The sequence below is a fragment of the Arthrobacter sp. BG3 genome, from assembly GCF_056680185.1.
This window is the reverse complement of record NZ_CM155270.1, coordinates 1,398,420-1,411,899: the sequence shown is the minus strand read 5'-3', so window position 1 is coordinate 1,411,899 and position 13,480 is coordinate 1,398,420. Positions and strand designations below refer to the sequence as shown.

Genomic DNA, 13,480 nt, shown 5'->3' with positions numbered 1-13,480 from the left:
GTCACAGGCCCAGGGCGCGCTTCCGTTCCCGCAGCAGGGCCTCCAGCAGCTCGCCAACGTGCTCCGGGGCTTCGATCCGGAACTCCGCCTGGGTGAAGTCGAGACCGACTTTGACCCCGAGATCCCCGGGGAGCAGGCTGGCAAGGGCGTCCTCGTCGGTGGTGTCATCGCCGGCGAAGATGGTCGCCGTGGCTCCGGCCGCCTGGCGCAGGAAGGCGATGCCTTCCCCCTTCGAAGCGTGGACCACGGACGTCTCCAGCACCCGGTTGCCGTTCTTCAGGAAGACGCCCGGCCGGTCCTGCAGGACGGCGCGGGCGGCGGCCACCGCGTCCGCCGCGACGTCGTCCGCGGCAAGCCGGGTATGCAGCACAACGCCGGCGGGCTTGTCCTCGAGCAGGGTGCCCGGTGCCTCCTCCACGATGCCCTCCAGCTCGCGCCGGACGTCGGCGAGGAGTTCCCGTCGGTCGTCATCGAGTTCCAGCTTCGCGGACCCGGGTCCCATCCAGACCTCGGCGCCGTGGCTTCCGATCAGCAGGGTCTTCTCCGGGGGGAAAGCGACCGCCCGCAGGCTGTCCAGTGCCCGCCCGGAGATGAGGGCCGTCGTCGTCCGCGGCAGCTCGGTGAGGGCGGCGAAGGCGGCTGCCGAGCGGGGCAGTGCCCTGGCATCCCCGGCGTGGTCCACCAGCGGTGCCATGGTGCCGTCGAAGTCCATCGCGACCAGCAGGTGTTCGGTGGCGGCGATGCGGCGCAGGGCCTCGAGAAGATCCGGCGAGAGCGAAAGCGGTGTCTGCTTGGGTGCGTGCTCAGGAGTCATCACGGACCACCTTCTCTTCCAGCGCGCTCAGGAAGTCGGAGGACCAGAGATCGACGTCGTGGTCCAGGATCTGCTTGCGCATCGCACGCATGCGTCGGGCGGATTCCGCAGGTTGCATGTTGACTGCCCTCATGATGGTGTCCTTGAGGCCGTCGATGTCGTGCGGATTCATCAGCAGGGCCTGCTTGAGCTGGTCCGCGGCGCCGGCGAACTCGCTCAGGACGAGGGCGCCGTCGTTGTTGGTCCGGGCCGTGACGTATTCCTTGGCCACAAGGTTCATGCCATCCCGCAAGGCGGTGACGAGCATAACGTCCGCCGCCAGGTAAAGCGCCACCATCTCCTCGACCGGGTAGTTGTGGTGCAGGTAGCGGACCGCGGTGTTCTGCAGGGTGTCATACGTGCCATTAATATGGCCGACCGTGCCCTCGACTTCTTCGCGCAGCAGGCGGTACTGCTCCACCCGCTCCCGGCTGGGGCTGGCGACCTGGATCAGTGCGGCATCCTCCACCGTCACCTTGCCCTCGGCCAGGAGTTCCTCGTAGGCCTTAAGACGGTGCCGGATGCCCTTGGTGTAGTCGAGGCGGTCGACGCCGAGCAGGATCGTCTTGGGGTTGCCGAGATCCTCCCGGATCTGCCGGGAACGCTCGATGATTTCCGGCTTCCGGGCCAGTTCGCTGATCTGATGGACATCAATTGAGATGGGGAACGCGTGGGCCCGGGCGATGTGGGTGGTCTCGCCGGTGGCGCCCTTGACGTGGACCTGCTGCTGCTTGACGCTGGCGCCGAGGAAGCGGCGGGCGGAGCGCATGAAGTTGCCGGCGTCGCTGGGGCGCTGGAAGCCGACCAGGTCGGCGCCCAGCAGCCCGTCGATGATGGCGCGGCGCCACGGCAGCTGGGCGAAGATCTCCGGCGGCGGGAAGGGGATGTGGTTGAAGAAGCCGATCTTCAGGTCCGGACGCGCCTCGCGGAGCATCTTGGGGACGAGCTGGAGCTGGTAGTCCTGGACCCAGACGGTGGCGCCGGGGTTGGCGTGGTGGATGACCGCGTCCGCGAACCGGCGGTTGACCTTGCGGTAGGAGTCCCACCAGGTCCGGTGGAACTCCGGCGGGGCGATCACGTCGTGATAGAGCGGCCAGAGCGTGGAGTTGGAGAATCCCTCGTAGAAGGATTCGATGTCATGCGTGCTCAGCTGGACCGGAACAAGGTCGATGCCGCCGTGGCTGAAAGGCTGGACATGCTCATCCGGCGCGCCGTGCCAGCCGACCCAGGCGCCGTCGGTCTTGGTCATCATGGGTGCCAGTGCGGTGACGAGGCCGCCGGGGGAGCGGCGCCAGCCGCCCTCGCAACCGGGCTCGTCCGGGGAGCAGCGGTCGACGGGCAGGCGGTTGGAGACCACCATGAAGTCATACTGTGAGTCTGGATCCGTGTCGCTGGTGCCGGGTGCGGCAGCGCTCTCGGCGTGTGGATCCGATTCGGCGTGTTTGGTTGCCTGCATTGGTGCCCCCTGGGGTTCGCTCGTGGCTCGTATCCACCCTAGCGGGGCGGAATCTTCTGTGCTATTCGTCCGGCGGGCGGTGTGCAGGAAGGTTGAAAGCGCAACTTCCCAGTTTTCTCGCCTAAAATGATGAATTGCCACCCCGTGGACACCACAGGCCGATCGACCCGAGGAACTAATGAGCCCCGCAAACGAACCCCGTCAGTCCAAATCAGAGCGAACTGCCGCGGCCCGCGAGAAAGCCCGTGAAATCCGCGAGGCGCAGCTGAAGAAGGACAAACGCAACAAGCTGCTCATCGGCTGGGGCATCGTCGCCGCCGTCGTCGCCATCATTGTTGTGGTGGCGCTGGTCGTGACCTCGAACATCCAGAACAACGCCCCGGTCGCGGACGAGGGACCCACCCCGGCCAATGGCAACGTTTACGGCGGCGTCACCCTGCTGGCTAACACCGACGTGGTGAAGACCGACCCCGCGACCGTCAAGATCGCCGACCTTCCGTCCGCTCCGGCCACCCCGCCGGCGCAGGTGAGCGCTCCCGGCGCCGACGCTGAGGCCGGCAAGCCGGTCAAGGTGGTCCTCTACGTCGACTTCATCTGCCCGGTGTGCAAGAACTTCGAGACCCAGTACAACGAGACCCTGACCAACCTCCGCAACGAGGGCAAGATCTCGGTGGAATACCGCGCGCTGGGCTTCCTGGACTCCCGGTCCACCACCAACTACTCCTCCCGCGCGGCCAACGCGGCTGCCTGCGTCGTGAACGAGTCGCCGGAGAAATACGCGGACTTCGTCAACCTGCTTTTTGCGAAGCAGCCCGCTGAAGGCAGCGCCGGCATCTCCGATGCGGACCTGAAGAAAATGGCCACCGACGTCGGGGCCAAGAGCATCGATTCCTGCGTGGACTCAAAGACCTACCGCCCGTGGGTCAAATACACCACGCAGCAGGCAGCGGCCATCGGGGTCACCGGGACGCCGACCGTCCTCGTTGAGGGCAAGCAGTGGGGCAAGGGCGACAGCGCCCAGACCCCGTTCAACGAGTTCCTCCAGGCCGCCATCGACGCGAAGAAGTAAGCGGTACAACCCAACAGCAAAACCGCAGGCCCGGTTCCGGATTCTTCCGGAGCCGGGCCTGTTTTTATCACCGGGCATCCGTGGGCTAACCTTATCTAGCGCCAAGGCGCCAGGCCCCTCATCGTGGTCCGGTGCCGGCCCGCGCACAGGAATGCCTCCTTAGCTCAGTTGGCCAGAGCACCGCTCTTGTAAAGCGGGGGTCGTCGGTTCGAATCCGACAGGGGGCCCTGCAAAGAACCGCGCCGCTGCCTGGGAAGTATCCCGGCAGCGGCGCGGTTTTGTTTTGCCTGGCTGACACGCCGGCGTCCTGACCGCCGTCGGCGGGCCCCGCACCTTGGGGCCCTGGGCGTGGGGGACGTTAGGCCCTAGACCGCGAAATCCGCGCAGCGGAGTCTTGCCCTATGACCGAAACGACTCCGGAAAAGACGCCGGACATCAAGTCCAACCAACTCCAGGAACAACCGACCGCGGTGCTCCGCGAAACCGTTCCGATGAACGAACTGCGTGAGTTCTTTGGCCGCGCCTATCGTTCGGTGATGAGCGCGGCGGAACAACAGCACGTCCAGGTGGCCGGGCCGCCGTTCGCGATGTATCGGGGAATGCCCACCGATGTCGTCGACGTCGAGGCTGGCTTTCCGGTGGCCGCACCCTTCCCCGGCGGTGTCGAAGGCGGGGTGGCTGCAGGATCGCTTCCGGCCGGTCAGGCCTTCGAAGCCATGCATGTCGGCCCCTACGAGACTCTGCCCGAGACCTACGGGGCGATCATGGGGAAGATGCAGGCCGAAGGCCTGACGCCGGGGAACTCGATGTGGGAGTACTACCTCAGCGACCCTGCCGCGGAGCCTGACCCGGCGAAGTGGAAGACGCTCGTGGTTTGGCCGGTCGCCTGAGCGGACAGCCAACCGCATCGGCTGCCGCCTGAGCACCTTTCGAGCAGCTCTTCGACGCACTTCGATGACCCGGTCCGTCCCCTTCGCGGGGGCGGGCGACGCAATCTGTCGGATTCACCACACTATTCTTCGAAACTTGCATAATGTCCTAAACTTCTTCACTGAGGTGCCTGAAATGGCGCTGCGCAGCAACGAAAGTGAACCCCCAAATGGCTACCGATTACGACGCACCACGCAAGACAGAAGAAGAATCTCCCGCTGAATCGCTGGAGGCTCTTCAGGCGTCCCGCAGCGGCGGCGCCCAGACTGCCGTCATCGACGTCGATGAGAACGACACGGCTGAAGGCATTGACCTTCCCGGTGCCGATCTATCCGGCGAAGAACTGACCGTCATCGTTGTACCCGAGCAGTCCGATGAATTCACCTGCTCCTCCTGCTTCCTGGTCCGCCACCGGTCCCAGGTGGCCAAGGAAAAGAACGGCCTGAAGTACTGCCGCGACTGCGAAGGCTAGGGGACCTTCCACCGCGCAGCATCACTTCAGAACATGCTGGACAGACAGCAACGCACTACGAAGCGCCGGAACCCGACAGGGGCCGGCGCTTCGCCGTTCCCGCGCGTTTCCCAAGCGGCCGGCCGGCGGCGGTGCAACCGTCCCGTAACCGGGCGCGGCTCCCCTTAACGGTTGGGGGCCGATCCTCCCGGACCCTCGATTCGCCCGGCAAAGACCCCTATTCTGGAGCTATCTCATTGCGTGAGGGGGCGGCCCAAATGAAAACGTTCCGGGTGTGGCTGATGGCGGTCCTGCTGGCGGTCGGATTGGGGCTGGTGGCGCCCGGCCCCGCATCGGCGGCGCCCTACTGCGGGCAGGTCTGGGGGTCGCTGGTCAAGTCGGATCCCGCGATGAGCCAGGCCCAGGTGACGAATGTCCGCACCGGGCAGCACTACTGCTTCGACCGGGTGGTCATTGACCTCAACGGACCCGTGGGTGGCTACACCGTCCGCTACGTTCCGCAGGTCACGCAGGACGGATCGGGGTTGCCCGTCCCGCTGCGGGGACAGGCGTTCCTCCAGGTCACGGCCAATGCCCCGGCCTACGACGGCAACGGCAACGCCACCTACACCCCTGCGGACCCGAACGAGCTGAGCGACGTCAGTGGCTACCAGACGTTCCGGCAGCTGGCGTGGGCCGGCAGCTTCGAGGGGTATTCCAGCCTTGGCCTCGGGGTCCGGGCCCGGCTGCCGTTCCGTGTGTTCACCCTCGCGGGACCGGACGCAGGCTCACGGCTCGTGATCGACGTCGCGCATTTCTGGTGATCCGCGGCCGGCGGTTGCCTGCGTCTTTTCAGGGAAAGCGCTCTTAGTAAGCCGACTTAGTAAGCTGACCGAGAAATTCCTGCGGGACCGTCGCGGTCCCGTTGTGCTCTGGAGTAGCGTCGGGACATCGGATCTAGCGGTACCGGACGCGGCAGCATCGGGCGCAGCGGTACCGGACCTAATCAGGAGGACGCATGAAAGCAACACCCACCCTCACGACTAACCTGCAGGCAGTGCTCGTGGACCTGATCGAACTTCACGTTCAGGGCAAGCAGGCGCACTGGAACATCGTCGGAACGAATTTCCGGGACCTGCACCTGCAGCTGGACGAGATTATCGATGCCGCCCGCGCCTTCGCCGATGATCTGGCCGAGCGCATGCGTGCCCTCCACGCCCTCCCGGACGGCCGCAGCTCCACGGTGTCCAAGTCCACCGCGCTCGCTGAGTTCCCGGCCGGCCTGATCAACACCAAGGACGCCATCGAGCGGATCGTCGCGGCGCTCGAGGCGGCCGTCGGCACCATGCGCAAGGTCCACGACGAAGTGGACGAGGAGGACCCCACGACGGCGGACCTGCTGCACGCCTTCATCGCCAAGTTTGAGCAGTACGCCTGGATGGTCAACGCGGAGACGATGCGCGCCAACACCAGCGTCACCACGCCGGACAGCAAGTAGCGTTACCCTGGCAGTTTCAGCGCCCGGCTCCGGTTCCCCCGGCGCCGGGCGCCCGGCTTTAACTATGCCGGGCGCCCGGCCTTAACTCTGCGGCCCTAATTACTTGGCGGTCGGCACTTTCCGGAGGACGACGGCGGCGAGAACCGACGTCCCGGCCATCAGCACCAGGGCGATGGTGGCCGTGATGTGGACGCCCGAGTCGAAGGCAGTACGGGCAGCCGCCATGACGGCTTCCGCCAGCGGTCCCGGGAGGGACTGCGCCAGCTCGGCGGCCCCTGCGAGCGTCTCGCCGGCCTGTGCTGATGCCCCAGCGGGGGCCGCTTCCGCGGCCCCCGCGGGAAGCCGGAGATTGCCCTGATAGGACGCGGTGAGGATGGACCCCAGGATGGCGGTGCCCAGCAGCGAGCCGATCTCGTAGCCGGTCTCCGAAATGGCGGCGGCCGCCCCGGACTTCTCCGCTGGGGCCGCGCCCAGGATCAGGTCGTTGGAGATGGTTTCCGCGGCGCCGACGCCCAGGCACAGCACCAGCAGCGCTGCCAGCAGCAGCGCGGGGCCGTTGCTGTGGTCGCCGAAGGCCACCAGGAAGTAGCCCGCGGCGCTTAGCAGCAACCCGCCGGCCACCACGAAGCCGGGACGGACTTTCTTCACCAGCGGCACTACCAGCAGGCCCGCCAGGACGGTCGCGATGAGGGCGGGCACCATGGCGACGCCGGATTCCGAAGGTGACTGGCCCTCGATCAACTGCAGGTGCTGGGCCAGGAACAGGATGAAGCCGTTGAAGGAGAACAGAGCCAGCACGTTCGCGACGATGGCGGTGCTGAAGACCCGGTTGCCGAACAGGCTGACGTCCAGCAGGGGAGCAGCACGGTTTCCCGTCCCGCGGCCGCCCTCTTCCAGGTGTCCCGACGCCGGGCCTTCCTGGACCGGGACCGGGGCCGGGGCCGGGGCCTGGCCGGCCTGTGCCAGGTTTCCGGCCAGGAGGGACCGCTGGCGCCGGACGAAGACATATCCCATCAGCAGGCCAAAGGCGATGGCGGCCAGCGGCTCCGGCGCCAGCCCGTGCGTGGCCAGGACTTTGATGCCGTAGACCACGGGCACCATGACCAGCAGGGACATGATGATGCTGGGCACGTCCACTTTGCCCGGGTTCGGGTCGCGGGATTCCGGGATCAAGGCCGGCCCCAGAGCCAGCAGCGGCAGGATGATCGGCACAGCCACAAGCAGGACGGCGCCCCACCAGAAGTGCTCCACCAGCCAGCCGCCGGCAATGGGGCCCAGCGCGGCGCCGCCGGAGAAGCCGGCGGCCCAGATGGCCACGGCCAGCCGGCGGCGGTTGGGCTCCGGGAAGATGTTGCGGATCAGCGACAGTGTGGACGGCATCAGCATGGCGCCGAAGAATCCCAGCCCCGCCCGTCCGGCGATAAGCCATTCGGCGCTGGGGGCGAAGGCCGTGACGGCCGAGACGGCAGCGAAGCCCGTACTCCCGATGAACAGCAGCCGGCGGCGGCCGATCCTGTCGCCGAGGCTCCCCATTGCCACGAGCAAGCCGGCAAGCACCAGGGGATAGGCGTCGACGATCCACAGCAGCTCCACCCCGGAGGCGTCGAGGCTGCGCGCGATGGCCGGCAGGGCGAAGGTCAGAGCCGTGTTGTCGACGGCCACCAGAAGCACCGGAAACATCAGCAGCGCCAGCGCCAGCCAGTCGCGCCAGGGGGCGCCCGGGTTCCGGTTCGGCGTCGTTCCGGCGGCGTTGCTGAAGAGAGTGCCGGGGCTGCCGAGGGTGAAGGAAGTATTGCTCATGGGCTTAACTGTACCGTCTGGACGGTACAGTTAAGAAGTTGCCCGTTAAGAACCCGCCCCCGCCTGGGGGCATGATAGGAACCATGGCCAGAAAACCCGTCGCCCGCGAGGCCGTCCTCGACGCGTTCGAATCCCTGCTGATCGAAGAGGGCGAGCGTGCCGCGACGCTGGATGCCGTCGCGAGGCTGGCCGGGGTCTCCAAAGGCGGATTGCTCTACCACTTCCCGAACAAGGAGGCGATGATCTCGGTCCTGCTGGAACGGCTGGACCGGCTGCTCGCCGACGACCTCGCGGCCATGGCCTCCGCTCCGGAGGGCGCGGCCGCGTACTTCATCAAGTCCTCTGTCTGGGCGGACACCCCGCTGGACCGGGTCTTCGTTGCCGCCACCAGGCTGGCCGAAGTGGCCCACCAGGAAACCCTGCGGAGAATGGCCGCCGTCCAGGCGAGCTGGCTGGACCTGCTGGCCGCCGACGTCGGGCCGGCCATGGCCAAGCCCGTCCTCTATATGGGGGACGGGCTGTACTTCAACGCCATGCTGGCACGCGGCCCGGGCGGGCCGCTCCCGGAAGTCGGCCCCGACGTCGACAGCCTGCTCACCGCACTGGGGCGGCTCCGCGGCTGACCCAGCGGCACTCCGCCCCGCCCGGCCGCCCCGCCCCGCCCCGCCCCGGCCGCCGAAGTCGCCGGAGGCCTGCGAATTCGCCGTTTCGTTTGGGCGACGCCGCAGCTTTCCGGCGATTTCGTGGGAGGGTCCGCGCGACGCCGCAGCTTTCCGGCGATTTCGTGGGAGGGTCCGCGCGACCCCGCAGCTTTCCGGCGATTTCGTGGGAGGGTCCGCGCGACGCCGCAGCTTTCCGGCGATTTCGTGGGAGGGTCCGCGCGACGCCGCGGCTTTGCGGCGAATTCGCGTCCGACGAATGGGCCGGCGCTTAACCCTGGCCACGGCGGGGTCACTAGTTTGCGGACGCAGGCCGGACATAGGACAATGGAGGCTGTGACTGTTGTCACGCCAACTTAATATGCCTTTGATCTGCGGCGGGAGAGTTCTGCAAGTAGGTACAAGCAGGCGCCGTAGGAGCAAATCCTCCCCAGGAATCTCTCAGGCCCACGTACCGCCGCGGCAAGGCAACTCTGGAAAGTAGCAGGCTGTCCCCGGACATGCTGTGCTCACCGACGGTGCAAGCGGAGCCATGCGAGAGCAAGGCAGTGCGGAAACTCTCAGGTCCAATACAGAGCGGGGAGGAACCCGAATCAATGCGGCGTACCCTGCGCCGCCTTAGTTATGGAGTTCCTTGTGACTGTTACCTCAGCCTCCACGTCCTTCGTTGACCGGCACATCGGCGCCCGGCGCCGGGCCGACGTCGACGCCATGCTGAAGGCTGTCGGCTACGACACCGTCGATGCGCTCGTGGACACGGCCGTCCCGAAGGACATCCGGCAGGATTCCCCGCTGCAGCTCGCCGAAGCCCTCAGCGAAGTCGAGGTCCTCACCGAGCTGCGCAAGCTGGCCTCCAAGAACAAGACCGCGGTCCAGATGATCGGGCAGGGCTACTACGACACCCTCACCCCGGCCGTCATCCGCCGCAACATCCTCGAGGCCCCGGCCTGGTACACCGCCTACACGCCGTACCAGCCGGAAATCTCCCAGGGCCGGCTCGAGGCACTGCTGAACTTCCAGACCATGGTCCAGGACCTCGTGGGCCTGCCCATTGCGAACGCCTCCCTGCTGGACGAAGCCACCGCCGTCGCCGAAGCCGTGCTGATGATGCGCCGGGCCAACAAGAACAAGGCCGCCCATGACGGCAAGACCGTCCTCGACGCCGACCTGCTGCCGCAGACCATCGCGATCGTCAAGGGCCGCGCCGAGGCGCTCGGCTTCGAGGTCGAGGTCGCCGACCTGTCCAAGGGGCTTCCCGACGGCGTCATCAACGGCATCGTGCTGCAGCAGCCCGGCGTCTCCGGCCGCGTGTTTAACCACGCCGCGGTGATCGCCGACGCCAAGGAACGCGGCGCCCTCGTCACCGTCGCCGCGGACCTGCTGTCCCTGACCCTCATCACCCCTCCGGGTGAGCAGGGCGCCGACATCGCCGTCGGCTCCACCCAGCGCCTGGGCGTGCCGCTGTTCTTCGGCGGCCCGCACGCCGCGTACATGGCCGTCCAGAAGGGCCTCGAACGGTCCATGCCCGGCCGTCTCGTCGGCGTCTCCAAGGACAACGCCGGTGTCCCGGCCTACCGCCTTGCCCTGCAGACCCGCGAGCAGCACATCCGCCGCGAGAAGGCCACCTCCAACATCTGCACCGCGCAGGCCCTGCTGGCGATCGTGTCCTCCTTCTACGCCGTCTACCACGGCCCGGACGGACTGAAGGCGATCGCGGAGACCACCCACGGCCACGCCAGGACGCTCGCCGCCTCGCTGAAGGCCGCTGGCCTGGACGTGCTGCACTCCAGCTTCTTCGACACCATCACCGTCTCGGTGCCCGGCAAGGCAACGGAGATCATCGCCGCCGCCGATGCCAAGGGCATCAACCTGCGCTCCATCGACGCGGACACCGTGGGCGTCTCCACGGATGAGGCCACGACGGCGGCCATCGTCGCCGAGGTCGTCGCCGCCTTCGGTGCCAGCGTCACCGGCGCAGAATCCGGCTCAGCGGAAGGGTTCGCCCTGGACCCCGCCGTCGAGCGCACGTCCGACTACCTCCAGCACCCGGTGTTCAACACCCACCGCTCCGAGACCCAGCTGCTGCGATACATCCGCCGCCTGTCGGACCGCGACCTCGCGTTGGACCGGACCATGATCCCGCTGGGCTCCTGCACCATGAAGCTGAACGCCACAGCCGAGATGGAAGCCATCTCCTGGCCGGAGTTCGCCTCCATCCACCCCTTCGCCCCCGAATCCCAGACCGCCGGCTGGCGTGAACTGATCGAGGACCTCGAAGCCCAGCTGACCGAGATCACCGGGTACGACCAGGTGTCCATCCAGCCGAACGCCGGATCCCAGGGCGAACTCGCCGGCCTGCTGGCAATCCGCGGCTACCACCTGTCCCGCGGAGACGCCCAGCGCAACGTCTGCCTGATCCCGGCCTCGGCGCACGGCACCAACGCCGCCTCCGCCGTGCTGGCCGGCATGAAAGTCGTCGTCGTGGCCACCGCCGCGGACGGCACGATCGACCACGCGGACCTGCAGGCCAAGATCGAACTGCACAAGGAGGCGCTGTCCGCGATCATGATCACCTACCCCTCCACCCACGGCGTGTACGACGCCGACGTCCGCGAGGTCTGCGACTCCGTGCACGCTGCCGGCGGACAGGTCTACGTCGACGGCGCCAACCTCAACGCGCTCGTGGGACTGGCCCAGCCGGGCCAGTTCGGCGGCGACGTCTCCCACCTGAACCTGCACAAGACCTTCTGCATCCCGCACGGCGGCGGCGGACCCGGCGTCGGCCCGGTCGCGGCCAAGGCCCACCTGGCACCCTTCATGCCGGGCAACGCCGCCGATCCGTCCAACGGCGAAAGCGGCACCCCGATCTCGGCATCGCGCTACGGCTCCGCCGGTGTCCTGCCGATCTCCTGGGCCTACGTGAAGCTGATGGGCGGCCAGGGACTGACCGAGGCCACCAAGTCCGCGCTGCTCGCGGCGAACTACATTGCCTCCCGCCTGAACGAGTTCTTCCCGGTGCTCTACACCGGCGAGGGCGGGCTCGTGGCGCACGAATGCATCCTGGACCTGCGCGAGCTCACGGCCAAGACCGGCGTCACCGCTGAGGATGTGGCCAAGCGACTGATCGATTACGGCTTCCACGCGCCCACCCTCGCGTTCCCGGTGGCCGGTACCCTGATGGTCGAGCCCACCGAGTCCGAGGACCTTGGCGAGATCGACCGCTTCATCGACGCGATGATCTCCATCCGCGCCGAAATCGACCAGGTGGCCCACGGCGACTTCACCGTCGAGCACAGCCCGCTGCGCAACGCACCGCACACCGCGGCCGCCGTCATCAGCACCGACTGGGCGCGGGAGTACCCGCGCGAGCAGGCTGTCTTCGCGGTCCACCACCTCAAGCAGGACAAGTACTTCCCGCCGGTCGGCCGGATCGACGGCGCGGCCGGCGACCGCAACCTGATCTGCTCCTGCCCTCCCCTCGAATCCTTCGAAGAAGACACAACAGTCCACCCCGACGACTCTGCCAACTAAGGACAGCCAACGATGACTGAGAACTACACGGCCCTCCACGAAGAGCACAAGAAGCTCGGCGCGTCCTTCACGGACTTCGGCGGCTGGCAGATGCCGCTCAAATACAGCTCCGAACTGGCCGAGCACCACGCGGTCCGCAAGTCCGCGGGCCTCTACGATCTGTCCCACATGGGTGAAGTCTGGGTCACCGGTCCCGACGCCGCAGCCTTCCTGGACTACGCCCTGGTCGGCAAGATCTCGGCGATGGCGGTCGGCAAGGCCAAGTACTCGCTGATCTGCAACGAGGACGGCGGCATCATCGATGACCTCATCACCTACCGCCGTCCGGCGGGGGCCGACGGGACGGACAAATTCCTCGTGGTCCCGAATGCCGGCAACGCCAAGGTTGTCGCTGCGGCCCTGGCCGAGCGTGCGGTGTCCGGCAAGGAGGGAGGCTTCGACGTCACCGTCGAGGACGCCTCCGCCGACACCTCGCTGATCGCCGTGCAGGGCCCCAAGGCGCAGGAGATCCTCCTGCGCCTGGTCCCGGCCGCGCAGCACGAGCTCGTCACCGGACTGAAGTACTACGCCGCCGTCGACGTCCCCTTGATGTTCGGCGGCGCCAGCCGGGAGCTGCTGCTGGCCCGCACCGGCTACACCGGTGAGGACGGCTTCGAGATCTTCGTCGCCAACGACGACGCCGCCGCCCTCTGGCAGGCGCTGGTCGCGATCGCCGAAGACGGCGAGCTGACGCCCGCCGGACTCGCGTCCCGCGACTCGCTCCGGCTCGAGGCAGGCATGCCGCTCTACGGCAACGAGCTCTCCGTGGACGGCGACCCGTTCGCTGCCGGGCTGGGGCCGGTCGTGGCGCTCTCCAAGGAGGGCGACTTCGTCGGCAAGGCGGCCCTCGCCGCCAAGAAGGAAGCTGGCGCCGGATCCACCGCTGGACGCAAACTCGTTGGCCTCAAGGGCCTCGGGCGCAGGGCCGGCCGCGGCCACTACCCGGTCCTCAAGGACGGCAACACCGTCGGCGAAGTCACCTCCGGCCAGCCCAGCCCCACCTTGGGCTACCCGGTCGCGATGGCCTACGTCGACGTCGAGTTCACCGAACCCGGCACCACCCTGGACATCGACCTCCGCGGCAAGACCGAGCCCTTCGAAGTTGTCGCGCTTCCTTTCTACAAGCGCCAAAAGTAGCCCGGCGGCCCCGTCGCGGTGCCCGGCACGTCCCGGCTCCGCGGCCAAGGCCAGCAG

General features: G+C 67.5%; 11 protein-coding genes, 1 tRNA gene and 2 riboswitches. Of the genes, 9 read left to right on the top strand and 3 right to left on the bottom strand.

What is annotated here, in order from left to right; genetic code table 11:
- Position 1 precedes the first annotated feature (1 nt).
- Together otsB and AC1MFL_RS06190 are read right to left on the bottom strand one after the other, a co-directional pair.
- Entirely contained in the window at positions 2–814 is an 813-nt protein-coding gene (gene otsB / locus AC1MFL_RS06195; RefSeq protein WP_479814057.1) for a trehalose-phosphatase, read from the bottom strand.
- The gene (locus tag AC1MFL_RS06190) at positions 804–2,213 is read right to left on the bottom strand and encodes an alpha,alpha-trehalose-phosphate synthase (UDP-forming) (protein WP_479815343.1); all 1,410 of its coding nucleotides are present in this window, start codon (positions 2,211–2,213) and stop codon (positions 804–806) included. The genes otsB and AC1MFL_RS06190 overlap by 11 nt, the downstream gene beginning before the upstream one ends.
- A 274-nt stretch (positions 2,214–2,487) precedes the next feature.
- Here AC1MFL_RS06190 and AC1MFL_RS06185 point away from each other — a divergent pair, with 274 nt between their 5' ends.
- The 6 genes from AC1MFL_RS06185 to AC1MFL_RS06160 all read left to right on the top strand — a co-directional run bounded on the left by AC1MFL_RS06185 (position 2,488) and on the right by AC1MFL_RS06160 (position 6,257).
- Complete coding sequence (locus AC1MFL_RS06185; RefSeq protein WP_479814056.1) at positions 2,488–3,378, top strand: DsbA family protein; 891 nt, start codon at positions 2,488–2,490, stop codon at positions 3,376–3,378.
- Positions 3,379–3,531: 153 nt separating this feature from the next.
- Positions 3,532–3,605: transfer RNA gene (locus AC1MFL_RS06180), tRNA-Thr, on the top strand.
- Between the two features lie 174 nt (positions 3,606–3,779).
- Positions 3,780–4,268: a GyrI-like domain-containing protein gene (locus AC1MFL_RS06175; RefSeq protein WP_479814055.1), complete on the top strand. Its 489-nt coding sequence runs from the start codon at positions 3,780–3,782 to the stop codon at positions 4,266–4,268.
- A 209-nt stretch (positions 4,269–4,477) separates the two neighbouring features.
- Positions 4,478–4,780 (top strand): DUF4193 domain-containing protein, encoded by a 303-nt coding sequence (locus AC1MFL_RS06170; protein WP_310061627.1) that lies wholly within the window; start codon positions 4,478–4,480, stop codon positions 4,778–4,780.
- 257 nt (positions 4,781–5,037) lie between these two features.
- On the top strand, positions 5,038–5,583 hold the full coding sequence (locus AC1MFL_RS06165; RefSeq protein WP_479814054.1) for an AMIN-like domain-containing (lipo)protein: 546 nt from the start codon (positions 5,038–5,040) through the stop codon (positions 5,581–5,583).
- Positions 5,584–5,777: 194 nt separating this feature from the next.
- Positions 5,778–6,257 carry a Dps family protein gene (locus tag AC1MFL_RS06160; RefSeq protein ID WP_301224660.1) on the top strand — a complete coding sequence of 160 codons (480 nt, stop codon included), beginning with the start codon at positions 5,778–5,780 and terminating at the stop codon, positions 6,255–6,257.
- A 99-nt stretch (positions 6,258–6,356) separates the two neighbouring features.
- On the opposite strand, the gene AC1MFL_RS06155 is transcribed toward AC1MFL_RS06160, so the two are convergent.
- Positions 6,357–8,057 (bottom strand): MFS transporter, encoded by a 1,701-nt coding sequence (locus AC1MFL_RS06155; protein ID WP_479814053.1) that lies wholly within the window; start codon positions 8,055–8,057, stop codon positions 6,357–6,359.
- Positions 8,058–8,140: 83 nt separating this feature from the next.
- Between AC1MFL_RS06155 and AC1MFL_RS06150 the strand changes: the two genes are divergently transcribed.
- From AC1MFL_RS06150 to gcvT, 3 genes are all read left to right on the top strand, one after another.
- Positions 8,141–8,680 carry a TetR/AcrR family transcriptional regulator gene (locus AC1MFL_RS06150; RefSeq protein WP_479814052.1) on the top strand — a complete coding sequence of 180 codons (540 nt, stop codon included), beginning with the start codon at positions 8,141–8,143 and terminating at the stop codon, positions 8,678–8,680.
- 404 nt (positions 8,681–9,084) lie between these two features.
- Positions 9,085–9,183: riboswitch (glycine riboswitch) on the top strand.
- A 1-nt stretch (position 9,184) separates the two neighbouring features.
- Positions 9,185–9,301, top strand: a riboswitch (glycine riboswitch).
- Between the two features lie 39 nt (positions 9,302–9,340).
- On the top strand, positions 9,341–12,247 hold the full coding sequence (gene gcvP, locus AC1MFL_RS06145; RefSeq protein WP_479814051.1) for an aminomethyl-transferring glycine dehydrogenase: 2,907 nt from the start codon (positions 9,341–9,343) through the stop codon (positions 12,245–12,247).
- A 12-nt stretch (positions 12,248–12,259) separates the two neighbouring features.
- Positions 12,260–13,423, top strand: a complete 1,164-nt coding sequence (gene gcvT, locus AC1MFL_RS06140) for a glycine cleavage system aminomethyltransferase GcvT (RefSeq protein ID WP_479814050.1) — start codon at positions 12,260–12,262, stop codon at positions 13,421–13,423.
- The last annotated feature ends 57 nt before the right edge of the window (positions 13,424–13,480 follow it).

Coding starts and splice junctions, on each gene's coding strand:
- AC1MFL_RS06170 (WP_310061627.1), top strand. CDS start 4,478: ATGGCTACCGATTACGACGCACCACGCAAGACAGAAGAAGAATCTCCC.
- AC1MFL_RS06190 (WP_479815343.1), bottom strand. CDS start 2,213: ATGGTGGTCTCCAACCGCCTGCCCGTCGACCGCTGCTCCCCGGACGAG.
- AC1MFL_RS06150 (WP_479814052.1), top strand. CDS start 8,141: ATGGCCAGAAAACCCGTCGCCCGCGAGGCCGTCCTCGACGCGTTCGAA.
- gcvT (WP_479814050.1), top strand. CDS start 12,260: ATGACTGAGAACTACACGGCCCTCCACGAAGAGCACAAGAAGCTCGGC.
- gcvP (WP_479814051.1), top strand. CDS start 9,341: ATGGAGTTCCTTGTGACTGTTACCTCAGCCTCCACGTCCTTCGTTGAC.
- AC1MFL_RS06160 (WP_301224660.1), top strand. CDS start 5,778: ATGAAAGCAACACCCACCCTCACGACTAACCTGCAGGCAGTGCTCGTG.
- otsB (WP_479814057.1), bottom strand. CDS start 814: ATGACTCCTGAGCACGCACCCAAGCAGACACCGCTTTCGCTCTCGCCG.
- AC1MFL_RS06175 (WP_479814055.1), top strand. CDS start 3,780: ATGACCGAAACGACTCCGGAAAAGACGCCGGACATCAAGTCCAACCAA.
- AC1MFL_RS06165 (WP_479814054.1), top strand. CDS start 5,038: ATGAAAACGTTCCGGGTGTGGCTGATGGCGGTCCTGCTGGCGGTCGGA.
- AC1MFL_RS06185 (WP_479814056.1), top strand. CDS start 2,488: ATGAGCCCCGCAAACGAACCCCGTCAGTCCAAATCAGAGCGAACTGCC.
- AC1MFL_RS06155 (WP_479814053.1), bottom strand. CDS start 8,057: ATGAGCAATACTTCCTTCACCCTCGGCAGCCCCGGCACTCTCTTCAGC.